This window comes from Elusimicrobiota bacterium (assembly GCA_016180815.1).
Classification (GTDB): domain Bacteria; phylum Elusimicrobiota; class Elusimicrobia; order JACQPE01; family JACQPE01; genus JACPAN01.
The window spans coordinates 18,130-43,482 of sequence record JACPAN010000007.1; the positions used below are offsets into that span (position 1 = coordinate 18,130).

Sequence of the window (25,353 nt, forward strand, 5' to 3'; positions counted from 1 at the left end):
TTCAACCTTTTTAGAACCGGCGCTTTAGAAAAATCAATTCTCTCCCAGCGGATATTCGCCGCTACCTAAGCCTTTGTCTGGCCGCACGGTTTGTCAAGGGGGGTGACCCCTGCTCTAAAAAATCGGAAATTTCCGATTTTTTAGAGCAGGGAGTATCGATAACGGCAGCAAGCGCTTTCCCCTCGGAAAATCATCCTCGCGGACTGAAGATCAGCGCTGGAATTTTTTAAGTGGTTTCAAATTGTCGGAAATTTCCGGCAAACTGCTTGTTAACGAGCACCCTTTTCCGGGATGATGTTTAAAAACGAAATGATCCCTAAAATGGGTAGGGAGGCTGTTTTTGGCGTCACTGATGGTTTTACGTAGCGTTGACTGTTTCTTAATCCCAAGGTGAAGCTGAAGGTTGGCATAACTGGTAAGTTCGCCTAGGTGCAGGGCAAGGAAAAAAATTAATTGAAATATTTGAAACTGAAGCTCTGCTGGCTTGCCGGCCTTTTCTGCGCAATAAATTAAACATCGGCGTGGGTCAAAAACAGCGCAGCCGATTTTAACCAAACCCTGAATACGTTTGACCTTGGCCTGTTCGACCCTGATGCGCTGAATAAGGTCCGCGAATGGGATATCGGCGGGGAGAGTTTCGATGGCATCCGTCATCGAGGGCTCCAGAATTTTTGTGTCGTTTTCTGGTTTCAGACAGAAAATCGGTAGCGCGCAAAAAGGTTCTTGGTTAAATAACCAAAGAAGTCGGTCGATATCATTCTGATTTAATTTTTCCCCCAAATAAATCAAAATCGCGTCCGGAAGATGATTGTTGAGCATGGATTCGGCTTTATTGACGCTGTCCGCCGCCCAAAGGCAAAATTCCTCACCGTGTGCCCCCCCGTCTTCCAGCTTTTTCATGTAGGATTGGACAGCGCCGACAATCATGATGCTGAAAAGGCGACGACTAGAACCGGTTCCAAAGCGAGTTTGTGAAACATGACCGTTGACAAATTTTAAGTTTGATGAAGTAGAAGCTCCGTCTTTTGCGCTTTGCAATAATAGTGCGTTCCCATCGACGTTGCATCCTTTGGGACCTCTTTTACCGTTGGTCATGGCTGAATTGAATGCGGAGGCACCCAGAAGTTGGCCCATTTTTTCGGTCAAGGCAAACAGGGAAAGAGGTTTATGAAACACGGCGTCGAACCCGATGGTGCTGCACCGGTTGAACAATTCCGATTTATCGGCATGTCCAGTGATGAGGACGATACGAAAATTCGGATGGATTTCCTTAAAAAAGTTAAGCTCACGAAGCAATTGGTCGCCGGGGGTTTGGCCGGATAGCACCATATCCACAATAGCCGCGTTCAGCGCCTCCCTCTCCATAATTTCGAGGGCCTGGGCGCCGTTTGATGCTTCGAAAGCCTGATATCCCTCTTTGAAGAAGGCGCGCCCGATTACATGACAGATTTCTGGATCATCGTCGACAATTAATATTTTTTGATCCATACGTACGCCTATCCCGGTTAAACAGTCAAAGACTGCCGCTCGTGGTCCTGGTATAAGCCTAACCTCATAAAATAAATTTTCAAGGACCAATCTTTGCGCGTCTTGACGACAAGTGAAACGAATATTCCTTTGATAGACTCAAAACAACGTGTCCAACAAGATTAAAAGGGTAGACCCTAAAAATCCGGTTTGGATGGCCATTGCAATATTCGCCATCGCCCTGGGCTTGCGTTTAACTTATCTCTATCTGGTCAAAAACGATATTCTGGCGGTCAATCTGATCGTTGACGCCCAGGCCTACGACGCATGGGCCAGGCAAATTTCGGCTTCGGGCTTTTTTGGGAAGGAAATGTTTTACCAGGACCCGCTTTATCCTTATTTTTTGGCCGTGGTTTACAAAGCCCTGGGGACCAACCCCCAAATTGCTTGGCCCATCCAAGCTATTATCGACGCTTCTATCTGCCTGTTGCTGTTTTTTTCCGCCAGAAAGCTTTGGGGCGATGTTGCGGGACTGATTTCGGCCGCCCTTTATGCGTTCTACGGTCCGGCTCTGCCCTACATCGCCCTGCTCGATAAAACCACGTTAACGGCTTTATTGTCGACGCTGGCCCTTTTCTGTCTAATTCAAGCCCATGCCCTTAAAAGCAACGCTTGGTTTTTATTCAGCGGGCTCGTCTTCAGCTTTTTGACCTTAATCCGGGGCCATTTCGTTTTGTTCTTGCCCCTTTTCACTTTTGGCCTATTCTTGCTGTATGCCCGCAGAGAAGGTTTGCCGGCGGCCATAAAGCGCGTTGGTTTATTGTGGTTGGGTCCACTATTAATCTTTGGTTTGACCGCGCTGCGCAACCGCTTAGCGGTCCAAGACACGACTCCCTTTGCCGCCAATGCGGGTTTGGTTTTTTATCTGGCCAACGCCCAAACATCCAAAGGGTATCCGGCCACGACCCCTTTTTTCTGCATGACCCCGGAATGCGAATATCAAAGCGCCAAAACAATCGCCGAACGAAAAACCGGAATCAAATTTGAAAAACCGTCGGCACTGTCCCGGTTTTGGATGAAGGAGGGGCTCAAAGAAATCATGGCCGACCCTAATGCGTGGATAAAACTCCTCGGTAAAAAGTTAGTTTTTCTGGTGAATGATCTCGAACCCCTGGACACGCACAGCATCGAATATTTCAAAGACCGGATTTGGCTTCTACGGTTTGTGCCCTTAGGTTATGGGGTGCTTTTGGCTTTGGGTATTTTAGGATTCATTCTCAGTTTAAAATCCAAGCGTACGGCGATTCTTCCCTTATTCTTCTTCCTGGCATATGCGATCAGCCTGCTGGCTTTTTTTGTTTCTTCTAGATACCGGTATCCCCTTGTTCCGCCCTTAATTCTTTTGGCGGCGCTGGGAACCCAACAATGTTGGGCCTATATGAAGGAGAAAAAATTCAAACCATTGATCGGCGCCGGGGCGCTTTTCATGACAATTTTTTACTTGAGCAAGGCCAGCCCCATCTTTATTAAAGAAGCCAGAGCGGATGCGCTGGCGACGCCTTATGCTAACGCCGCTATTTTGCACAAAGATCAGGGACGTTTGGATGAAGCCCTGGTCAACCTGAAAAAAGCTATTGAGATCACGCCGCATTCAGCCCGGAAAACAGCTTTATTGGGTGAATTGTATTACCGACAGGGAAAATATGAGGAAGCGCTGCCTCTATTTCACCAAGCGGTCAGCCGCAACCCGTCCCTGGATCAAGCCTGGAATTATGCGGGGATTATTTTTTTGAAAAAAGGCGATTATGCGCAGGCTGCTCAATTGTTCAGGCAAGCAGCGGCTGTTTCGACAGTGCCCGAGGACATCGAAATTTATGAAACAAATGCCGCAGAGGCTGATCGTTTCGAACTTCAAATAAGACGAAAGTAACCGCCAATAACATACCTTAGTACGAAAGTACGAAAAGGTTAATTCCCAGCATCAACAATAATACGCCCACTTGCTTTGCCGCTATCAGTTTTTAATCGAAAAATATAAACGCCTGACACTACAAATGTACCGTTTTCATTCCTGCCGTCCCACGTTGTACCTTCGATCTCCCGTATAAGCATCCCGCTGATATCGTAAATCTGAACGCGCGGGTTGGGGCCGCCGAGATTCTGAGGCGTGGTAAAAATAACTCGGCTAAACGGGCTTGGCTTAAAAGGATTTGGAACGGCGATTGCTTCGTGCGTGCCATCAAAATCAGCCAATGTTCCGAAGCGCGCCAAGCGCATAGTCTTAAAAAGGTTAAGTCGGCCGTGCCCGAATAAATCATCTCGTCCTGGTGAACCAAGGTCATCAACTCCACCCAAAAGAAAACTCTCAATTTGAGTTGTGGTTGCAGATGGTAAGGCACTCATTATTAAAGCCGCGGCTCCAGCAACTATTGGAGCTGAGAACGACGTCCCATCATCACCGTTATTGCCAAAACCGCCATTAGAATTGACTCCAAAGATATCAACGCCTGGAGCCACCATGTCCGTACCGCTTCCGATACTTGAAAATGGCGCCAAAGAATCGCTTCGAGAAGTCGCCCCCACGGCCAATACGCCAGGATAATCAGCCGGAACAACTTTGACCGAATTGCCGCAATTACCTTTGGCTGCGATGACCGTAACTTTATTGTTTAACGCACGACTGATTACGTCTTGTACCGCCAGGCTCTCAGTGCACGGGAGACCGCAAGCATCTGAAGGTGGACACCCTAAAGACATATTAATCACCATGCGTCCCGTATATGAAGAGTGTGCTGTTGAAACCCAAATTGCATAGTCAATTGCTTGAATGATATCCGCGTCGGACCCAGAGCAAGCACTAGCAGTACTAAAAACCTTTAGAGGTAAAATTTTAGCTCCCCAGCTAATCCCCGCAATGCCGATGCCATTGTCTGTGATGGCAGAAGCGATGGAAGCCACCAGGCTACCATGGTAACCACAATCCGCAGAAACATCGTTATTTTCTGATACAAAATTCCAGCCCCAAATATCATCTAACTTTCCGTTACCGTCCTGATCGCCCCCTCCGGGCAAATCAACCGGATTAGTCCATATCTTGCCTGTAGAAGAACTAAGGTCTATATGGTCTATGTTTATTCCCGTGTCCATAATACCTATGGTCACAGGGGTGGAAGCACCCACGTCAAATTTCCATCCGCCGTAAGCTTGGATAATGTCGAGGTGCCATTGATTGAGAACTAGGGGATCGTTAGGCAAGCGGCCGAAAGGGTAATTAATGTTATTGACCGCGTATGAGGCAATCCCTGGCTCGGAGCTTAGAGAACCTAAAGCTTTATCGCTTTTTTGGCCTGACATGACCCTGCGTTTGGCAGCCTCAACTTGGACTGCGACATAAGGCAACGCTGTGTCAACGTGTTTATCCGATGGCAGCTTCCATAATTCCCATCCTGAGTTCCCCAGCCTCTTAACCCTGATGATTGTGATTCCCGACCCAGGAATGGTCCAAGTGCTTAGCGTTGGAGAATTTTCCCATTTAATCAACACTTCATCAGGAACATGGGAGGCCTGGGCAAACGCAGCAAAAAAACAAAACCAAAAAGAAAACAAGCCTATCATTTGACGTTTAAGGGTTGGTACGTTTGAACCGGTGGTTTTCGCGTTTTTTCGTTGACGCGAAACTCTTGAACGGCCTCTTTGGCGGTAGGCGTGCCAATCGCCGACAAGGCGTCGGCGGCCTTGGCTCGAATTTCACCATCTTCGTCATCGAGAACTTTTATCAAAGCCGCTTCCGCTTTTTTAGCTTTCAACCCGATTTTACCAAGCGATTCAACCGCAGCGCGACGAACCGTTGCCCATGAATCAGTAGCGGCCATGGCCAAGGCAGAAACGATTTTTTGGGATACGGGTAAAACATCTCCCAAGGCTATGGCCGCACGAATCCGATAGTCGGGATTACCGCTTTCCAAAGCCTGCAACAAAATAGGCACAGCTTTTTTGGAAGTTGGGCTGATGTTGACTAAGGCTTCCGCAGAGTTAAACTTTACATCTAAATCTTGAGCCTTGAGGCTTTTGCCAAGCGCAGGAATGCTTGCTTGTGCTACAGGCCCGATTTGCCCCAAAATTTTAGCAGCCGTGGCCCACACATAAAAATCCGTATCATTGAGCAAAACGACCAGATGGGGAACGGCTTCCTTGGCCCTTGGTCCCATTTGTATAAGAGAGTGAGCAGCCCTGCCGCTGATTCCCTTGTCGGGATTTTTTAGATCTTGAACAAGGCCAATAACATCTTTTCCCGAAGCGCTGGGGTGGGCATTCAAATCAGCATTAGTCAATCCAGAATATGCCTTTGCGGCTTTAGACGGCCTTGCTTCGGTATCTGTGATAGCGCATAAAGTAGAGATGCCTGAAAAAAATACCGCAAATACTAAGACACGCGGTTTTAATAATTTCTTGCACGGAACATCTGCAAGCAAGCCGATACTGCCCAAATTGATTGGAGACATTGTCGGATCATTTTATCTCTCTTTTAGCTAATTGTTTTTACATGAAATGCAGTGCAAATGCAGATGCTCTCTCTCTAAATCGGGCAGTGTTGGCATTATCTTCTTCCAATCTTTGCCCACAAAAATCCATCGATAATCCAAAGCAGCGCGGCGATTAACCACACGACCAAGGATAATAAAAGGGGCATCAACCAAAAAACCCATAAAATGTTGTATCGCAACAACCCTATGATTGAGGCTATGCGCGTCGCGTATAGGTATCTTCGCCAACCCATGTCTCGCATAATCAACAAAAAAAACTTAATCAACCCAAGCTCGATAGCCGGCCATCTAATCCAGAAAAAGCCCAACAAGGAAAAGAACCCAAAAACGACAAGGCTCGACCACCATCTCTCAAGGGGAATTTTAATTGCCGGAACGAAGAATGGGTGACGGATCGCCCAAGTCAAAGCTTTCATTAGCCAATGGCCCGCCTCAGCGAGGGAAATCTGGGAAAGCGACAGCGCCAGGGAGACCAGAAGCGCTCCCAGCATGCTGCAGCGCACCATTGGAAAAACCTTACCCAGGCGAAAGAGACTCGCTCCTCCAGCCTTCAAAATCTCCGTCATCCTCTTTCGCTCGGCTTGGGACCCGGCCAAGGGAAATGGCGCTTGTGGTATAAGCGTCCCCTGGATAAATGAACCAGGAATAAATCGCCTGACGAATCTGTCAGCCAATTGATAGCCATGATAGATTAGGGACTCCTGTTCGATCTGATTGAAAAGGTCTAAATCCGTTCTTAAATGCGCGATCTCCTCTTGATCCGGGTGAGCCGGAAGCGGCCTGGGCTGATTGGGGTCCGGTTTACCGTCATTGGGATTTGAATTCATATGGAAAAAAACGACGGCTTCAAGGTTATAGCGCGAAGCCAAATCTTCCCAGTCAGGCGCCGACGATCGTCGGGCCACCGCCTGGTCTTTGCCCGCGCTGACGCGGCGTTTCTCCCGGAGCGACCGCAATTGAAGATCGCGCACATTGCTCATCAGGACTCCGGCTATACGGGTCATCATGGGCAACCGGCTGTCGTGAGACCGCTCCTCACGGCCGAGCAAGCCCCCCGCGTCGCTTGCGATAATATGCGTACAGTCTTCCTCCAACAGTGCCTCAATTCCCTGATTGTCAAAGACACCGCCATCCGTCAAAGAAAGAACGCTGACCTTGCCAGGATCATAAAGCCCCAAAATCTTATAGGGTGGGAATACGGGAGGAAAATTGGCCGAAGCAGCCACAGCATCAGCTAACGTCAGTTTTTCCAAGCTCTCCGGCGCTGTCCAAGCAAAAGCCTCTGCGCTTCTGAAATAGTAAAGATCGAGAAGAAAACGATAAAGCGAGTGCAGAAAGTTAGAAATTTCTGCCATTTGGCCTTCCAATTTTTCGGCCATTGAAGCGTCGATGTCCTTCAACGCATTCCAAAGCCGATCACGGTGCTCGTGATGCGTGAAACCGTCGCGCCTGTCGACTTCATCCCATCCTCCTTCGTCTTGAAGGTACCAAGCAGCAAGCTTGGCCCGTCGAAGATGACTGAATTTTGAAAGGGCAAGATGACGCGAGGCGTCCCAATCGGACATTAACAGATGCAGGGTCGGATTATCCTCCATTTTCACTTGAATTTTGCTCATTTTCTCTCTAAACAAGGATGAAACAGTCTCTGTCGGAAATTCCTTCTCCTGGGCTAACACCTCTTGAACACTCACCCACCAGTAAAGGTGGCTAAAAACCGGGCGATCTATTTTTACCTCTTCTTGCCAGCGACCTACGCTCCGCTCCAAAGACTCGCCATCGCGATGAGCCAGACTCAGAAGCCATTTATAGTGTCTGATCAAATGAGCTTCATCCCGACGGATAAAACCCAATTCTGGATCACCGACTTCAACCAAAGTAAATCGGAACGGCTTGCCCGTGTTAAGACACGTGGCATTGATGATAAATTTGGGAATGCAATCGGGATTAACTGCGTTGAAACCCTCCAAGCCAGCGGCCAGACCGATTTGTTTTGGCTGATTTCTATCACGGAAAAACATGACGTCTTTTAAGGGGGCCCCGTCCGGTATCCTAAGCGATCGTGTCACCTTGCCGTATAGATGCCTGGCATAAATCAACGACATCAGCTTTCCCAAGCCCAGATTGGTACAAAACAGTCTGATGTTATCCCAAAGATCAAACAAAAGCCGGTTTCGAAGGCTTTTATTGACGCCTGAATAAAAGTCCCGCTCGACCTCGATGATTATCTGGACATAATCCGCTCCTGCCAGCGGTTTAGACGATTCCTCAAGACGCTTTTTTAAATGGAGAAGATATAAAGCGCCGACAATTGATCCGCCGGACACGGTGGATAAAACGCTTACGTGCCTCAAGAGATCAAGTTCAGCCAAACGCCTAAGTACCCCCAGGTGAAAAAGGGAGGCCCGGAATCCGCCCCCCGAGAGAGCGAGACCCAGCTTTCCGGGGCGTGGTTTGGTTGTCTGAGCGCTAGGATTAGGATTTGATGGATCGAGATTGAGTGATTGAACAAACGATATGATTTTTTCCAAAGAAATCGATTCGTCCGTCACGGTTCAATCACAACAGATATGGCGCCCAGAATGCGGCCGCCTCTGAAAAAAATTTGGAACGGGATAGCCATTGCTAAGGAGACGGCGGTCGAAATATACTCCCACCCCTTCCTCCAGACTTTCCTCCACCTCCAGCAGTTCCGCCGTCACCCCTAGAGGCACCTCTGCCTCCCTGATTTCCAAATCCGCCGCTACTGTCGGTATTCGTCCAAAACCATCCGCCGCCAGGCGGCGGAAAATACGAAGAAATCAAATACAAAATAAAACCAACCCCGAGGCCGATGGCATACCACGCCAAAAGCGTCTTGTCATCCCCCACAAATTTGACCACTGCGCCGCCAACCAACAAACCGATCACCGAGGTTAAAGTTTTTAATGTGAATTTTTCAAAACGTCGCACGAAATAACAGACCACCCAAAAAATAACAACGCCCAACGAAGCCGAACCGATCCGAGGAACCCATTCATCCATAAATCGCCTCCGCGCTATAAAAATTCTGCGAACACCGACTTCTTTGGTTCAAAATCATAATGTCTGCGCCACTTCATGGCAGTTACTTGTAATGAACCCGGGCGATCTTTTTGCCATTTTGCCTGAGGATTGAAATTGATTTAACGTTTGGCTCATCAAGCGTTGTCATAATCCACTTGCCAAAATCCTCATTGGACCAATCGTCAGATATAGGAAAGTCTTCACTTTTTTTGGGCATTTATTTGACCTCTTGGGCAACGTTTTTTAACGCCTTAATAATCCTTCTAAGCAGTTCGTCTTGAGACTTGCCAACGGAATGCCGAATCTTGGCCCGGGCAAAAGCATTGCCTGGATTCTTTTCTTCCTTCTTGTAACCTTCGTACAGGCCAAAAAATTCATCGCCAAGGCTTTTGGCGGCCTTTTCGTAAATATCGGCCTTTGTCGGATCATCCAGCCGGTCAATCTCGGCTCGTATGGCGACATAATCTTCCCGAATCTGCTCGAAGGGACGTTTAATCCCTAAAAGCCCGGATCGCGTAGCTATGGGAGCGCCCAAACTGCCATCTTTTTGCACCGAAAAATCAAAGCCAAGATAGCCGACCACTAATGGCCTAGGGAAGGTTTCCGAAAGGGTCACGCTGCGATGAGAACCCTGAAGTACCTTAAGCGCTCCTCCGGGAAGAGTCTTTTCCAGGCCCTCGTTAAGCTTTTGCCGCATCGTTTCGTAACCTTTGGCCGCGTCGGTGCTAGCTTCCGGAATGGCAACCGTTTTCTCGGCCCCACCTTTAGCTTCAGCGCCGCTGGTTCTGGTGTTAGTCATGGACACAACCACGCGGCCAGTAAGGTAGACTCGGTTAATAACTCGAAGGTAAATTTCATGGCCAGCAATCTCCTGAATCTGTTGGAGCATTTCGCGGTTCTTTTCCTGCTTCGCCCATCCCAAAACCTTATCCTGGAGTTCAGCCAGGGAAACGCCATAAGTATAGGCATCGGCAATGGTGACCGCGCCTGCAGCTGAATCAGTACGCATGAAGGAAAGTCCGATGGGAACGCCCTGGACGGGCAGCGCCAGCTTGGCCCCAACTCCTTTTTTGACCTCAAAAGCATAGCTGGGGAAGGCGGCTCGAGGCGCCAAACACCAATCCGTTTTCTCTATATCTAAAGTCGACCCCAAACTATCCCCCCGTGGCTTGCAGGCATCGGATTTTCGGGCCCTAGCTGTCTCCGGGAATTGCCAATGATGAGGGGTATTGGGCAATTTGTCAACGCCATATGATTCCTCATAAAAGCCGCCATAATCCAAGCCATGAAGACGGGCCAAATGTTGATCAAGCGGCAAAAATCCCTCCTCTTTGTACTGCTGGGTTTGCTTTTGAATAGGGGTTTCAACTAAAAAGATGTCCCCTGGTTGTAAATCCTCGGTCAACGGATAAACGGGGATAACCTGGCTCGCCCGAATCAACATGGACCAGTCCTTGGCCACGGTCTGCATTTGCTTCTCCATGGAGGCGCAGCCGGTAAACGTCAAAAGGGCAACCAACGAGACCAACGCTTCGGTGGTAAAGCGACCCTTATTCATACGCCTTTCAAAAGCATAACTTGCAAAATCAAATGCCGCCAGTGGTTTTCTAAATATTCGCTTAATTTATAGGATGCTGGACAAACCATATTCAAGCTTAAGCGTGTTTATTTGGAAAATCCAAGCAGGATTTTCCTGTGGGGGAAAAAATGAAAACCGCCGAGAGTTTCGTCACGCCGCTTAAATACATCGCCTTGGCAACGGCAATGTATTTCCTTCAGGGCTCAAGCTGCCATCGAACGTTCCGTGGAAGCACAGCGTCGCCATCAGGACCGATCTTAAGCGATTCAAAACTGCTAATTGACCAAAGAGAGGGGCTGACTCGCGTCAATATCAAGGAGCAAAACGCCGATACGAAAGACATGATTTTTGAGCCCGATTATCTATTGAGGGGCCCTGACGGTTCGCGGTTTTGGGGTTTCATTATTACTATCGAAAACGCCGGGATGCCTTTGTTTCAAGGAAAAATCGAAAGATCAGACGGCTCCTGGCCTATCGCTCTCATCGCACCAACGACTATTTACACCCAAAATTATGATCCGCGCAGCAGCATTTCGAGGGAATTGGCATTCATTCTCAATAACGAAATACGGGCCAAACAAGAACTCTACAACGAACCGCCGGCAGCCATTGTGTGGCTTCAGCCATCTCACGTAAGATTTCCAATTCCATCCACAGATACTGCCCGCCATCGCCTAGGCCTTCTGATCCCCGATGAGATTGTTCCGGCTTATCCTGCAACAGCAACAGTCAAAATATTCACCAAACCGAACTCACCAGCTGTTTTCCAGCTGACAAAACAAGGAGTTGTGGATATATTGGCCATAGGCGAGTCTGTTGGCTGGGGTCAGGGACTCAATGAACGGAATAAGTTTCAAGCAATCGTGGCCCAAGCCATGGCCTCGGAGCTTGGCAGAGGCGCGCGTCTTTACCGATTTGCCCAATCCGGAGCCACGGTCGAAGACCCCGAGGGTCCTCCGGCCCCATGCACTCGAACCATCTTGGACAAGGAAATACCCGGAGAAATGGGCGATGACTATACCGACAACAAGGAACATCGCGGGACCCGTCTAGTTTGCCAGGCTGAGAGTTTCAAAGAGCACCCTTACGACCAAAAGTTGGACCTTATTTTAGTCAACGGTTGCCTCAATGACGTCTCCATCGAAAATCTGTTGTGTTTTTTCGCTTTCCCTAACTTTAAAGACAATTGCGCAGGCTCGGCCATCAACTTTTTTCCCCTCGATAATCCCCTCGATAGCTTCAGAGACGTGGTGGATGATAAATGCGGTTTTAGGGTCAAGGGTTTGTTGAACGTTTTAAAGCGAAGCTTTCCTGATACGCCTATTGTATTGATGGGTTATTATGCGTTCAAACCGGAATTCTTTGGCGGCTGGGAAAGGTTAAAGGCGCCATTCCCGGGATTGGGTCATAACTCTCCCGATGAACAAACGAGAACCAGAATCGAACAGCGCGCCGATTTATGGGAAACAAATACCAAGAGAGCCTTGGCTGGAGCGGTCCAGGAAGCCAATGGCCCGGACCCGCGGCAAAGAAACATTATTTTTGCGCCTGTTCGGCTGGATGGATTTCCACAACCGACTCTATGGGAATTGACGGACGGTCCTCTTCCATGGAATGATCCCACTCCCATTGATCCTATGGCTGACAACAGGCGCCCAATCTGCCGTATTTTAAAAAGAGCCAACGATCCCATATGTCTTTGGGCTTCCTTCGGCCATCCGAATCCCCAAGGCCATATCGCCTATGCCAAAGCTGCTGTTGATGCCTTGCAAAGTCTGGGAAAGCTTCCCCGAGGATCAGCGGATCCCGCCAAATGCATACCCGAGGCCAATCAGCCTAATCAAACCATGGGAATTTGCGGCGATATGGATGACGCTTACGATCCCAACTGTCTTTTGGCTAGATTTGAGGACCCGTCATGGAATTGCCCTCGATAAAATAGCCGAAAGATTCGCATAAATAGAGCCATCAGTCTGTGCGTTTTTTCGGCTGTTGTTTTAATCGGCTCATTTTTCAATCTTGAGGCAGGGGAATACAAGGTCTTTTTTGGCAACCTGCATAGTACAGCCTTCCAGGTTCCCATGAAATCCAACGTTAGCTGTTAAAAATGGATGAGGAACAGCGCAGACTCTACGAAGTGATCCATAAATAGCCCGGGTGTCCCAATGCGGAAGTCAGGGGATAAGCGCCAGCATGACGCCGAACATCTTACGGATTGCGATCCGGAGGGATTGCGTCAAAATTACGACTTTATGACTAATTTGCATCAAAAAACTATCGGTCGGTTTGACGCAATCCCTGGCTCTTTCGTCCAATGACCACCAAGCTGATAAATGCTTCATTAACGCCGTCCACGTCCAACAAACGCTCAGCCAAAGCGTGGCGCACGGAGTACGTGGTGCAGGCGCCAAGGCCCAAGCCAGCAGCCGCTTGATAAAAGGCCTGCGAAAGATGGCCGAATTCCCCAAAAATCGCCCTTAAACCGAAGTCGTGCCTGTATTTCCAGCTTGTGCGCTCAAAAACAGAGGTCACCATGAGCACAGCGGCACAATTTTTCATCCAATTCTGACGGCAGGCGGATTCCCAAACTTGATTGTAAAACCGTCCCGGCCGCAAAAACTCAAGAGCATGTTTGTCGACGTTGTAATGATAGACGCCGGGCTTTAGACCGCGGACATTGAAAACAACCGGATAAACCTCAAGGGGATGGCGGTACCCCGCGGAATAATACCCCTTGACCAAAAGCTTCCCAAAAATCCCCCCATCAATTATCGAGCGTTTGCCGCAAGCTACATACAAAAGCTCGTTTAATTGCTCAAGAGCCAGAGGCTTTTTCGCAAAATGCCTGGTATTGATAATTTTCATGGCAACCCGACTGTCCGGAGCGAGCTTTGCCAGTTTGGGAAGGACGATTTGAGCCGCCTGGGGGTAGGATTTCAAAACTGGTGGCATCGGATCAGGAGCAATAATCCGGCGCGCATAGCGCATCCGCTCGGACTTGGACACAGGATTAAGGTGGGCGTTTTGGGTGCTAAAGAAAAAATGCCTGGCGGCCGCACCCCATTTCCAGCGGCCGAACTCCACTTGAGTTTTGTTTAACTTGCGGCGAAGGAACCCTAGGCCGGCTAAAGAACGCAAAGCGCGTCGAGCGCTAGGGCTGGGGTTCCCGCTTCCGGTACTTTGAAGCAATTCGATAGTCTTAGGAGCGACAACAGCCCGTTTTTTAGAAAGATAATCTTCGCAAATGAGCGAATCGTTTTCCCAATAAAGAACCAAAGACGGCGAACGCTTCAAACCGTTTTTCATGTCAGGCGGCAGCGTTGGTTCGCGCCGGCGGTGTGATCGATAGAATTGGTTTGCGGCTACTCGTTAAAAACGCGACGACATAAATCAGACATAGAACCACGAGTCCAGTGCCGCCGAATAGGGTCCAGTAAGCAGGAAGATTGCCCGCCTGTGCCGCCCAACCCAGGGCCACCCCGCCTCCTGCGCTGCCCAAGGCGCTGCCGGCGGCCACAGTGGAGCCAAATAGGCCGAAGGCGAACCCAGCGCGCTCACGGCCTAATAACTGCGCGACGAGCGCGGATTGCGAAGGCACGACTAATGCCTCACCCATGGTGGATACCAAAGTCAGCATGGCTAGAGCGGCCATGCCTTGCGCGGGCCCATAGAAGCCTAGAGCAGCAAAGGAAGCGACAAAAATAAGGCTGCCGGCAAAATAAAAGCCAAGCATAACACTGCGGGAGCTGTGGGTAATCCAACGGCCGACCAACGGAGTGAGCAACACGATCAGAACACTTTGACCGGTGTAGTAATAGGACGTTCCCTGAACAAAACGAAAGTGATCGGCGAAATGTTTCGCGATTCCGATTTCCGTCCATTTAAAAATCGCACTGAAGGTGAAAACGAAAGCCAAGAAGGCGACGCCGAATGCGCCAAGCCGGGAAGTCCCAGCGCCGGGTCCCGCGACTGCAGCGGCCTGCTTAATCGTCGAATCGGATGGTATGAAGCGCCACACGATCGCGCACCCGATTGAGTAGACCGCGACCATAGCCAAAAGCGCGCCGGCGTAATTTTGTTGGGATACGAATGGAAGTGAGATGACCGGACCCAGGGCATAGCCGATATTTTCAATTGAGTGCACGCTCGCAAAATTTTTGGCGTACGTTTTTTCTTCGGATAAATTGGCGACGCAGGAGCGGAAAGTAACGTTTAAAACGCTCACGCCCAGGCCGGAAATGATAGCTCCCACATAAAGCGTTATCGGATTTCCCAAGTCATTGATGAACGCCAGTGTCCCCGCCGCCAAAGCGGCCAGGGAATAAAAGAACATGGGTTTTATCCCCGTCGCTCCGACAACGGCGCCGCCCAAGAGACCTCCAACAATAGGCACCAGGAGCCGCAAGGCGATCACGCTGCCCGCAACCGCCTCGGAATAACCCAGGCCAACCGTCAAATGCAGCAACAAAAAGGGATTGCCGGCGGCATAAGCCGCGGCCTGAAGCAGGCGGACCAAGTAAACGGCCCGCAGGGGACTCAGTACGTTATTCATAAATAAAATCTGCGCCCATTGAAGGGCGCTGGGCTTTATCAGCCAAGTATCGTGTTCATGCGCTCAACTTTAACCGGCAGCCGCCTAATAGCGTACTTTGATCGGGCTGCTGATTTGGCGCTCTTTGATTTCTTCAACGATTTCTTCATAACCCTCCTCATGTGTCGGAAACGCTAAAAAGCGTTTCGCTTTTTTTGGCGATCCTTTTGACTTTAAACGCAGACATTAAGGGCTTTTTGGCCGCCTTGCCGCGGTTTCTTTTTCCCTTCAACATTCCGGCCTCCTTTTTTGACTGATTTGATCTTGTCGAGCCATCGCTTAAGCTCGGAAAATTGATTGCATAGAGCCTCTCCTGCACCATTTTCGGAGGACCAGCCCGCAACAACTCGCTCAAAAGCCGCGATGCGGTCTTTCCCGGGCGTCCCCGCTGCGCTGTCTGGAACCAAAAACGGAGAGGGCCCTTTTGTCTTGAGGAAGTTGGCCAGCGTAAAGGCGTAAAGCAGGCGCAAGAATTTAAAATCCCTATCCTGCGAAGCCAAGATATCGAGCAGCCAGTCGCATACCCGCTCCCAATTCGGCGTGGCCTCTGGTGCATAACTGTTAAAGTCAAGCCGGCTGGCCTCTTCACGCTTAAAAAACTGGAAATAGGTAAGGTTAAAGTCCAATGCTTTCGGGTTGTCGCGAAGGCGTTGGACATAAATCTCAAGCGCCTTTTCCTCCCCTCTATAGCCCAGGGCCATGGCCGCGGCCAACAATACCAGTTCGCGCCTACCCTTGGCTTCCTCGAAAGCGTTCCATAGAAGCTCGCGGACCTCGGGCAAGTCCACAAAGGCCAATGAATGAAGAGTCTGCGTGATAGAAGTCTCCAAAGATGGGTCCTCGCTTTGAAGGCATTCACTCCATATCGTGCGGTAAAGAACGCGACTGACCTCGAAATAGCGCCTTTTCTCTTCATCCGGAAGACGCCCCAGAGCCTGAAAAAGATAGCGGCTCACATTGTTGTAGCGCCAGGGGACGAGCACCGTTTCTCTTGCGATTTTATAGTCGCCGTTGGCCATGACGCGCAAAATGTATTTCGCCGCAAAAAGATGGTCATAAGGCTCGGCCACCATGATCCAACCGCCCTGCTCATCGTGCTCGATAAAAGGAAGCTGAAGAAGAAACATGAATATTTCCGTGTGTTTTTCTGCTAAATAAGGAGCGCAGTTTTGGATTATTTCATGCGCGTCTTTAACCGGCAAAGCGCGCCAAAGCCCCATTTGGCAGCGCTTGAACACCTCCCAGGAAAGGCGCATCAAAATCGAAGAAACTATGTCCGTCATCCAAGAAGCGTTGGCCTTAGCCGCGGCATGGCCCATGAGATATGAGCTCATAAAATCAAGGAATTCGTATTCGCTTTGCGGGATGCGCCCTTCTTTGGCCATGACAAAATTAGCCATGGCCAGCACTGCCAACGGCGTGATTCTCCGAACGCGCGTTTTTTCCACGATTTGCTCGGCTGGAAGCCGGGATAGACGCGATTGGGCCTCATGAAGGATAAAGTCTTTGGACTTACCGCTCGCCTGAATGATCCGGCGAAGAAAGGCCCGGTAGGCGGCGATGTCCCAGGCCGGGATTTCGCTCTGCCAGAAGGGACCGCGGGTCAGTTCATCGATCGTTCCCCTTTTCTTGAACGTCTCAAGAAAGGCGGGCGTCATGGTCAAAACCACGAAATTTTTGCGGGCCAACTGCCAAAAGAGCCGGACCCCGGGGTTAAAAAAATCCAGGCAGCCGGGGTTTTCATGGACGCCGTCAATAAAAAGCGTCAAGCGCCCTTGCTTAAGCAATGCCTCAAGCCGCTCGCCCATGGCCCGCTCAACGCCCGGTTGGCCGGCCCAAAACGGGGCGCTGCCGGACCAATCAAATTTCAAAGACTTTGCATTAAGGTAAAGGGCCTCCTTATTCCAAAGCCCGAGTTCGTTCCAACGGGATAAGAGACGGTAAAGAACCGCTGTTTTCCCGGCACTCGCATCGCCCATCAATAGCGCAACGCCCTGGTGCTCCGTTTTGATCAGGTGCTCAAGCCGGGAGACGACGCTGAATGGTTTTTTGGCGCTTTTATCCTGAAAATCGACCCAAAAATCATCCAAGTCAAGGGATGCGAAGACCCCCAAATCCCGCAAAAAAGCGCTTTTAAGATGAGAGAGTTGGTTTTCAAGAAGCCTTTCGGGCAACGGGCGAGACTCCCCATCAGCGCTCGCGACGCGCTCAAGCGCCTCGGCGAAAAGCTGCAGCACCGGGCCACGGCTGCTCTTAAGCTGGGCTAGGAAGAGGCCAATGCCTCCCAAGTCCGGATAATACACCCGCAATTTGGCCTGTTTCTTTTGAGCCACGATTTTCACGCCGCCGACGCTGCGCGCGATTTGATTCATGTGAAATACGCGCTGATATAAGCGCTGCCAATTGGACCGGGTGTTTAAAGGACCGAAGATAGCCTTCAACTCGTCGCCGTCAAAAACAGCGCTATGAGGCAGGCGAGAAATAAAACGAGATTTCTTGGTGGGCTTAGTGGACGCCAAAGATAAAGAGTGCATAATTGCCTGTCCGGCAACCAAGCCCGCCCGCGCAGGCGCGCACTCTCCCTGGCCCGCTCCCGGCAAAGCCGGAAGCTTTCCCTGAAGCCAGACCCACTTATTCTAACACAGCAAAGTCGAAATCCAGCCCTGCTATAAATTTTGTTTACGGTTGTTTACGATTGTTTACGATTAGTGCACTTTTATCATCGGTGCCCCTACGATTTATTTTGTTTACGAATGTTTACGAATTTCTACCAAGCAAGGCTCACCCGCGCCCTAATGGATATTTTCCGCATACCAGCCAGCCACGTCATCGGCCACGACGTCGCTCAATCTCCTCTGCAAACGGCGATAGCACGCCAACAGCCAAAGCTTTGGATTGTAGATTGTGGAACCTTTTCCAATCGTCTTTGTTGAGATATTGTTGACTATGAAGCAAATTGGGGAAAAAGTAGTCGTGATGCATTATTGTTGGATAGCCCAGACTACTCAGCGGGCCACCCGAAGACCCTATGAAGCCAAAAGCGGAGGTGACAAATGGACGACCGGACGAAACAGCTACTATGATTTCCTCGGCCAAGGCATCCTCGCCGAGGAGACCTTTTGTCCATGCGCCGACAAGCTGAAGATAATCCCATGTTTCATCAGGAACGGATTGGTTGGTATTCGAAGCCTCCTTTCTCACAAATTCCAGGATCGCGCGTGTGCCGGAAATTATTTGGGTTTTCAACGAAGATCGGCCATTTTCAGCACAAAGCGCTGAGGCTAACCCTAACGCTGCAAACAAAGAATGATCGGCGTCGTAGGCACCCGGATGCGTTGACTGCCGGTAACATTGGTATAAGGCAATCCAGGTCTTAAATATGGATTTTTCCAATTCCTCCACGCCCTGCAAAGGTAATCCTGGGACGCCCCGTAGCACAAAATAGGCCATCTCATAAAATGCTTCGGCAAAATATTGAGATGAACCGATGCTGCCCTTTGCCGAGACGCAGCCGAGAACAGCTATCAAATCAAAAAGACTTTTTAGTTGATCCACGCACGCACGATGCTCCCATGCCTCCGAACGTTCCCTATGCGCAAGGGCAAAGAAAATGTCTTGAAGAATCACAGTATCACTAGCTGTACGCCCCGTGAGTACATTGGGGGCATCACTGAAATCAAAAGTCGGTCCCGGCCTGACCGCCATTTGCAGTAGCGCCATCTCTTTGGTAGCGGTAAGCATTCGCTCGTGCGTGTAATGAATTGCAATTCCGCAATCGCGCTGCAGAATTGGGTAATACCAGACCATCAAAAGGTCTCTTAGACATTGTCCCGCCAATGTCATGTAGTAACTGTCTTTCCCTACAAGACAAGTTCGCTGTATCTCCTGTAGCGTGGGAAGATAAGTAAAGGTCACGACCTCAACTACATTCTCCCTCAGAGACGCGCCAGCTATGCCTTTTAATTGGGAGAGGGCTTCGAATGGTGCCGACGTACGAAGCAGCGTATGGCTGGCGAGAAAGGCTTCCTTGAGGATACCGATCCAGTGAATAACGAGACTGTGCCCCTTGGGACCCCTGCCCTCCTCTTGAACGCGAGAATCCTTGGGGAAATGGCCAATTTTTAGACTCAGATACCCGAACATCCCGGCAGTAGAAACAACGTTTGTTAGGAGCTGTTGATTCGAGGCCTTTACTGCGGCTCCCATAAGCGCGGCCATTTGATCATTCAGGTAAGAAAAAAAAAGATCGTCTGCGGCGTAGTATGCTTTCCGTCGCTCGACATATGCGTTTGCAATAAGTACAAGCCCAGAAAGACTAGCCCCCAAGGCTTCCTCCTGGCCAGCCTGAAGTGAAATATTGGCGGCATTAAACAGCGTCCGGGAAGCTACAATCGCCTCATTGACCGACCTCGCCGGAGGAATCAGAGGTGAAATTCTATCTGGGCTGCGAAGTGCCAATCCGTACGAAGCAAGCGCCCTCCAAACCCAACTGATATTTTCAGGGTGTGGCCAGGGGCCCTTAAACCGGCGGCGCAGGCGGTTCGCAAAATGTTTGCCTGCGTAAATGATCGCCTGCTCGGTGTTAATGCTTCCAAGCGAAACGAATACGGAAACCAGCAGGGCAGGAAAGCATAAAATTATAACCACATGCGGAAGACTTGAAAAAGTCTGAGGATATCCCCAAATTTGAGCTATGCCGAGTAGTCCGAGCGAGAGTACCCCAAAGGATACAAGTGCCACGATGGAGCGATGCCAAATGATGGCGGACGCCAGAGATCCAGAATAGCGACCCAATACATGGCTTAGGATAAAAGTGAATAGGGTCAACTGTGCGCCAAGTAGGCCAGCCGAATAAGTAAATGCTTGCGCGATATGCTCTCTGTTTTGCAAAAACGCCGGATCGCCAGGAAAAATCCAGTATTGTGCGCGAATTAAAGCATCAATACTCCAGAGGGTAAACGGTATCCAAATCAGAGCTATAGATACCCAGTAGTGTACCACCAAAAAATCTGTGGCGCGGACCATGCGCCATCTTTCAACAAAAGTGTCGAGTGATTGGCCTACCCATCGGAGTACTTTTTGGTTCGGTCGAAAAAATTCCGCAAGGACTATAACCATGAGCGTACCGATCCAGGCGGCGCGACCGCCTAGAGTTCCCACCCAGGACTTTTGAATGCTCAAGTAGATAACTGTGAATCCCAAAAATGCCCCGCTAAGAAGAATAAGATGGTGGGCAAGGCTTTGCCTTTGGGCGTTCCGCACCGCTACAGCCGCCTGGGCACCCTCGCGGGCAGCGTCACGTTCCATTTGTTGACGGATGATTTCAATCACTTCTTGCGCTGTGACGGCCTTGACGCAGTAGAGGAATGAGCAGTCAAATCAAACCGAAGGACCTTGTAAGTACGAAACAGTGCTGTAAGAATATATGCCACGACATAGATAGAGCCCAACACCATTAGGGACTGTAGACCAATTTCAGTAAGTGGTTTGATTCTAAGCGGCGCTATCCAATGGAGCCCCGCGCAGATCAGATAGGCAGGAAGTAACAATAAGACGCCGACCGAAAAATCAATGAGCGCTTTCTGAAGAACGAAATGCCACAACCCATAAAAATAATTTTTACCCAGAGGGAGCAATGCCTCGGTCCTTGATGCAGTAGATTTTGCCTCTTGTTCTTGGTTTAGTTCTGCCATGTTTAACGATTTAACTTTCCTCAAAACCTTGGGCGGCGACCCGACTTCTGTAGAAATTCGTGTATTCCCTTCGGACGACAGGTGTCATCTTAGTCTTTTTTAAGCTACGGCGATCAATTCGCCGGTTTCCTCCGGTAACGTAAAATTTCTTTCCTTCGGGGGTTGAAGGCATCGGCGGCAACGCTTCAATTTTGGCGGATAATTCGTGCGACCTGTTTTTTTCTCTGTTAAGCCTCCATCCTGCCAGCATAAGAAGAAAAATAAGCATCGTAATGGCGACGTCTTTTGGCCTGCGGATTATGAAATCAGCGGCCGACCTGAGTGCCGATACCCACGCCATAAATATCGTTAAAATTAGTTATATGCGAGATAGAAATTGCATGAATTCCAGGAACGAAGACCTCTCGGGCACAATCCAAGAGCCTTTCTTTAAGCTTTAGGTCACCGCAGATATAAATAATCCAATGATGTGGTTGGCCTGATGGCGGTTTTAATTTTTCCCACATGCGAAGGTAACGTTGTTTGCTTTTTTCGGAAAGTTCAACTTCGACCCGAGTCCATCTGCCATTGAGTTTAATAAGCAAGTCGGGCAGAGGGGTTCTAAGAAAAAAGCCCTTTGCTTTTGCCTTTTCTGGTGAGCGCAGGCCGGCGATGAGTTCCCGTTCAGCCACTGCTTCCAGCTTGAGCCATCGGGAGAACCAAAGGCCGGTCGAGGCGACGAGCAGGCTGTGGCGCAATTTTCCCTCTCTGGGCCAGGCCGGAGGCAATCCAAAAAATATGGCGCTCCCCTTGCTTTTTAGCCAATAATGGCCTCTGGGCGTCAGGGTGAAAACTTGGCCAAAATCGGGAACCCTGGTTCGCCGGACGTATTCATAGCGAAGGAGTTTGGCCATTCGTACGTAAGCCGGGTGACCGGAACCGCTGCGGTAGTCAACGGGCCGATTTAAAAATAGGGTTTCCAGCACACTGTCATCCCGGCTGAAAAACGCGGCCCAAACTTGATCAAGGCTTAGGACCCCGTAAATTTCTAAGGCTGATAGAATTTCTTTATCCCTTTCGGTAAGTTCCAAGCATTCGCGTGAAGCCGTGACCGACCATGATCCCGATTTCTCCAATACTGTCCCTGCCGCTGATCTGTCCCCTTCTTGGTTTAAACCCATTTTCTACCCCCTCCTCTCTGATTTTGCTTTCTGGCCCTCGCCCAATTTTTTTACATTCGACTTTCCAACTCATCCTGCCCCGCCCCCTTTTCCGCTGGTTTCCCGACCACCCCCGGCCAACCCAACTTGCAATCTACATTGCAGGTGGGCGGGGGTGGTCGGGAAACAAACCGGCGTCCACCAAGCGACGGTTTGAGGCGGAAAAGGGGGCGGGGCAGGATGAAAACCATAGTAACAAGCGTTACCAAGGTTGTTACCAGGGTGGGGCTCAGGAAAAAGCGCCGATTTTTTCTTATCGCGGCTTTGGCGTCGCCATTTTTGGACGCGGTTTTCTTAACGCCAGACTTTTCAACTAACGCTTGGCCGTGACCCCAAAGTTGAAGCTCTCTTATTTGCCGCTTTTTTTGACTAATGGCTAATTTGAGCTTACGGCGCTCTGCGGAAACAGCAGGGACGCCGCGCATGATTAAGGCGTCCTCTAGGCTTGCCAGACGGGCGTGGTCTAGGGTCGCGACGTACAAGGAAAGGTCTGATTCCGCAGCATCGGAAAGTGGCGACATTGCTGTGCAGAGAGAGAACGTAAGCGGCATGAACAATAGTTTCACGGTGAAACATCCTGATTTTCTTGCGATTTGAGCGGAATGTTCGGCGCCGAACATTGATCATGCCTCCTTTGAATCAAGGCTTATCAGGGCCTGTTTCAAAAATTTTTTAATTTCTTCGTTGCTGACATTGGGTCTGTCAAATACGATGGTAAGAACAGGGCCTTCCGGTTTCGGAGCGTAACGGAAACGGTAGTGCCGCTGATACCGCCTGGCCAGCCTTTCACGCAGGCTCCTTAAGTCTTTTGACTTGGATTCACCCTTAACAACGCCGTCAAGCAGAGCCTGGGCTTTCTGCGGATTTTTTTCCCTGGCGATTTCAATCAGCGCATCCCGGCCGACACCTGGCTCCTGCTTAGCCACTTGAAGCGCGGCCTCGGGCAGTTTGACGATGACGAGCGTATTGGTGACCCACGAACGGCTTTTGCCGACCACTTTAGCCAAGACCTCATCAGTATAACCGTGCTTGCTTTTTAAAACCCGAAGGGCCTCGGCCATGTCCACGGGTTTCAAGTCCTCGCGTTGGATATTCTCAATCAACGCAAGCTCAAGGGAATCGCCGTCTGCGCGCATCAAGGCTGGGATGGATTGAAGTCCGGCCATCTTAGCCGCACGCCAGCGGCGTTCGCCCATCAAAAGCACATAGCGGCCGTCCTGAGCAGGGCGCACGGTCACCGGCTGGAGAATGCCCCTGTCTTTGATCGACCGGGCGAAGTCTTCAAGCCCGGCTTCATCAAATTGCTTGCGCGGCTGTTCGGGATTCGGGTCAATGAGATTGATACTGATTTCCCGCACGGATGCGCCGGCGAATGAATGCCTGGCGAGCCAAGGAAGCGCCGCTGCGTCTTTGTCGGGCGCCCCCTGATTAGCGGACGGCGCCAATGGGTTGTCTCCGAGTGCGCGTCTCAACATAGTCCATGACCTCCTGTGTCAAATTTCGGTAGTCTTCGGTTCCGTGGCAAACGGGGTCGTAAAGCATGGCCGGAATACCGTGGCTCGGAGCTTCGGCCAGTTTGACGTTATCGCGAATTTTAGTTCTAAAAACTTGGCCTTTGAAATGTTCCTCAGCCCGGCGCGCGACTTGCTGGCAGAGGAGTTTTCGTTGATCGTAGAAGGTGATGAGGGCGCCCATAAATTCAACCGGCCATTCCAGCCTTTGGCGAACCAATTCCAACGTGTTTATTAGTTGGCTCATGCCTTCAAGCGCCAGGTACTCCGCCTGCAAAGTGACGATTACAGAATGAGCTGCGCAAAGCGCGTTTAGGGTCAATACCCCGATGCTTGAGGAGCAGTCAATAAGAATGTAGTCAAACTCCCCGGCCAATGGCCTGAGTTTGTCCCGAAGGATTTTTTCCCGGCCGATGACGTTTAGCTCAAGGTCGGCTCCGGCCAGACTGATATGAGAAGGCAGGACTTTTACCCCTGGAGCGGAAGTATCCGCGACGGCCTCTGTAGCAGGGCAGTCCTTGGCCAAAACATCATAGACGGTTTTTGAGTTTTGCCATAGGCTCATAGCCTTTTCCTTGCCGAGAAGATGAAGCGTGGCGTTTCTCTGCGGGTCAAGATCAATAATCAGAACTCTTTGTCCCGCCTCAGCCAAGCCCGCGCCCAAGTTGACGCAGGTTGTAGTTTTTCCCGAACCCCCTTTTTGGTTGATAACCGCGATTATCTCTGCCATGATTTTTCCCTCCTCCACTTGATTCCGTTTTGATTCATGTGGCGAATGGCCAGGTCGGTGAAGTACCGGGCTTTGTTGGTGCGAATCCGTCCGGCTCGATCCGCCTCTCTGGTGTCGGCCAAAATTTCATGAATAATATCTTCCGGTAAAAGACGAACGATTTTTCTGTAAAAACCTGCGCTTCGCTCGTCGCCAAGTTCTTCCAGGATGCGTTCCGTTAAATATTCCTTGCGATCAGAAACGTCAACGTTATTTTCTTTGTTCCAATCTTTAACGTTTCTATCTAAGCCAGCTACCGTCGGCGCAGGGGTTCTCCAGGAAACCCCCTGTTGATATCCCCCTTCTCGCGAAAACTCCCCCGGTTCTCCGGGGAACTCCCCTGGTTCTCCTGGAAACCCCCGGGGTTTTCCTGAGAACCCCCCTCCCCCGACTCCGTTTTCTTGTGGGCGAAGGCCTTTTTTGAAACGGACAATCACCACATCATCGAGCCGCATCGCCAATACCTGGACGATGGTTCTGGTATCGCCACTTTTGTTTTTGACCGTACGGTAGGCGATCAGGTGATGCTTTTTGGCGAGGTTTTCCCGAGCTTTTAAAATTTTAACCCGAGACATCTTAAGCGCGGCCGCAATCGGAGTTAAGCCGTAGTCGGAGAGCCCCTGATGCGATTTATCCAGCGCCGCCGCGTGGCAATAAAAACAATAAAGAAGATATTCTTCTTGTTCTAAATCGTTGAGCTTGTGAAGGATGTTGGCGTCCAGCCAGCCGAAATAGGCATTAGCCGGGTCCGCAACCCGAACCGGATCAATCAGGTCGGAATCGGTGAAATTGCCGGATCGCGGAACAAATTTCGCACGCGTCTTTCCCCTTGCGCTTTCCATCTTCCCTCCCTATGCCTGAGCATCAAGGAGGAGTTTTTGCGGGATGGAAATGACAACCTTTGCGAGGTGGCCATTAGGTGTCCATCCCGATGGAAAAAGCAGGGCCCTCTTGGGTA

Annotated in this window: 18 protein-coding genes; 2 read left to right on the forward strand and 16 right to left on the reverse strand. The window is 50.2% G+C overall.

Going from position 1 to position 25,353, the window contains the following annotated elements; all coding sequences use genetic code 11:
* Positions 1-210 precede the first annotated feature (210 nt).
* The gene (locus tag HYT79_03080) at positions 211-1,488 is read right to left on the reverse strand and encodes a response regulator (GenBank protein MBI2069560.1); all 1,278 of its coding nucleotides are present in this window, start codon (positions 1,486-1,488) and stop codon (positions 211-213) included.
* 193 nt (positions 1,489-1,681) lie between these two features.
* Between HYT79_03080 and HYT79_03085 the strand changes: the two genes are divergently transcribed.
* Positions 1,682-3,397, forward strand: a complete 1,716-nt coding sequence (locus HYT79_03085; protein MBI2069561.1) for a tetratricopeptide repeat protein — start codon at positions 1,682-1,684, stop codon at positions 3,395-3,397.
* A gap of 38 nt (positions 3,398-3,435) precedes the next feature.
* On the opposite strand, the gene HYT79_03090 is transcribed toward HYT79_03085, so the two are convergent.
* The 5 genes from HYT79_03090 to HYT79_03110 all read right to left on the reverse strand — a co-directional run bounded on the left by HYT79_03090 (position 3,436) and on the right by HYT79_03110 (position 10,611).
* A complete protein-coding gene (locus HYT79_03090) occupies positions 3,436-5,073 on the reverse strand; it encodes a S8 family peptidase (GenBank protein MBI2069562.1) in 1,638 nt (545 codons plus the stop codon).
* 5 nt (positions 5,074-5,078) lie between these two features.
* Positions 5,079-5,969 (reverse strand): HEAT repeat domain-containing protein, encoded by an 891-nt coding sequence (locus HYT79_03095; GenBank protein ID MBI2069563.1) that lies wholly within the window; start codon positions 5,967-5,969, stop codon positions 5,079-5,081.
* A 95-nt stretch (positions 5,970-6,064) separates the two neighbouring features.
* Positions 6,065-8,527, reverse strand: a complete 2,463-nt coding sequence (locus tag HYT79_03100; protein MBI2069564.1) for a patatin-like phospholipase family protein — start codon at positions 8,525-8,527, stop codon at positions 6,065-6,067.
* Between the two features lie 106 nt (positions 8,528-8,633).
* The gene (locus HYT79_03105; protein MBI2069565.1) at positions 8,634-9,032 is read right to left on the reverse strand and encodes a hypothetical protein; all 399 of its coding nucleotides are present in this window, start codon (positions 9,030-9,032) and stop codon (positions 8,634-8,636) included.
* Between the two features lie 238 nt (positions 9,033-9,270).
* On the reverse strand, positions 9,271-10,611 hold the full coding sequence (locus tag HYT79_03110; protein ID MBI2069566.1) for a hypothetical protein: 1,341 nt from the start codon (positions 10,609-10,611) through the stop codon (positions 9,271-9,273).
* A gap of 149 nt (positions 10,612-10,760) precedes the next feature.
* Here HYT79_03110 and HYT79_03115 point away from each other — a divergent pair, with 149 nt between their 5' ends.
* On the forward strand, positions 10,761-12,569 hold the full coding sequence (locus HYT79_03115; GenBank protein ID MBI2069567.1) for a hypothetical protein: 1,809 nt from the start codon (positions 10,761-10,763) through the stop codon (positions 12,567-12,569).
* A 337-nt stretch (positions 12,570-12,906) separates the two neighbouring features.
* Here the strand turns inward: HYT79_03115 and HYT79_03120 are convergent, their stop codons facing one another.
* The 10 genes from HYT79_03120 to HYT79_03165 all read right to left on the reverse strand — a co-directional run bounded on the left by HYT79_03120 (position 12,907) and on the right by HYT79_03165 (position 25,237).
* Positions 12,907-13,938: a SagB/ThcOx family dehydrogenase gene (locus HYT79_03120; GenBank protein ID MBI2069568.1), complete on the reverse strand. Its 1,032-nt coding sequence runs from the start codon at positions 13,936-13,938 to the stop codon at positions 12,907-12,909.
* Position 13,939: 1 nt separating this feature from the next.
* A complete protein-coding gene (locus HYT79_03125) occupies positions 13,940-15,184 on the reverse strand; it encodes an MFS transporter (protein MBI2069569.1) in 1,245 nt (414 codons plus the stop codon).
* Positions 15,185-15,396: 212 nt separating this feature from the next.
* Positions 15,397-17,757 (reverse strand): hypothetical protein, encoded by a 2,361-nt coding sequence (locus HYT79_03130; GenBank protein MBI2069570.1) that lies wholly within the window; start codon positions 17,755-17,757, stop codon positions 15,397-15,399.
* A 292-nt stretch (positions 17,758-18,049) separates the two neighbouring features.
* Positions 18,050-20,554 carry a hypothetical protein gene (locus HYT79_03135; GenBank protein ID MBI2069571.1) on the reverse strand — a complete coding sequence of 835 codons (2,505 nt, stop codon included), beginning with the start codon at positions 20,552-20,554 and terminating at the stop codon, positions 18,050-18,052.
* Positions 20,551-20,916 (reverse strand): hypothetical protein, encoded by a 366-nt coding sequence (locus tag HYT79_03140; protein MBI2069572.1) that lies wholly within the window; start codon positions 20,914-20,916, stop codon positions 20,551-20,553. Before HYT79_03140 ends, HYT79_03135 begins: the two co-directional genes overlap by 4 nt.
* Before the next feature lie 305 nt (positions 20,917-21,221).
* A complete protein-coding gene (locus HYT79_03145) occupies positions 21,222-21,881 on the reverse strand; it encodes a hypothetical protein (protein ID MBI2069573.1) in 660 nt (219 codons plus the stop codon).
* A gap of 245 nt (positions 21,882-22,126) precedes the next feature.
* Positions 22,127-22,735 (reverse strand): hypothetical protein, encoded by a 609-nt coding sequence (locus HYT79_03150; GenBank protein MBI2069574.1) that lies wholly within the window; start codon positions 22,733-22,735, stop codon positions 22,127-22,129.
* A gap of 3 nt (positions 22,736-22,738) precedes the next feature.
* Entirely contained in the window at positions 22,739-23,590 is an 852-nt protein-coding gene (locus tag HYT79_03155; GenBank protein ID MBI2069575.1) for a ParB/RepB/Spo0J family partition protein, read from the reverse strand.
* Entirely contained in the window at positions 23,544-24,356 is an 813-nt protein-coding gene (locus tag HYT79_03160) for a ParA family protein (protein MBI2069576.1), read from the reverse strand. The genes HYT79_03155 and HYT79_03160 overlap by 47 nt, the downstream gene beginning before the upstream one ends.
* Positions 24,344-25,237: a hypothetical protein gene (locus HYT79_03165; GenBank protein MBI2069577.1), complete on the reverse strand. Its 894-nt coding sequence runs from the start codon at positions 25,235-25,237 to the stop codon at positions 24,344-24,346. Before HYT79_03165 ends, HYT79_03160 begins: the two co-directional genes overlap by 13 nt.
* Positions 25,238-25,353 lie beyond the last annotated feature (116 nt).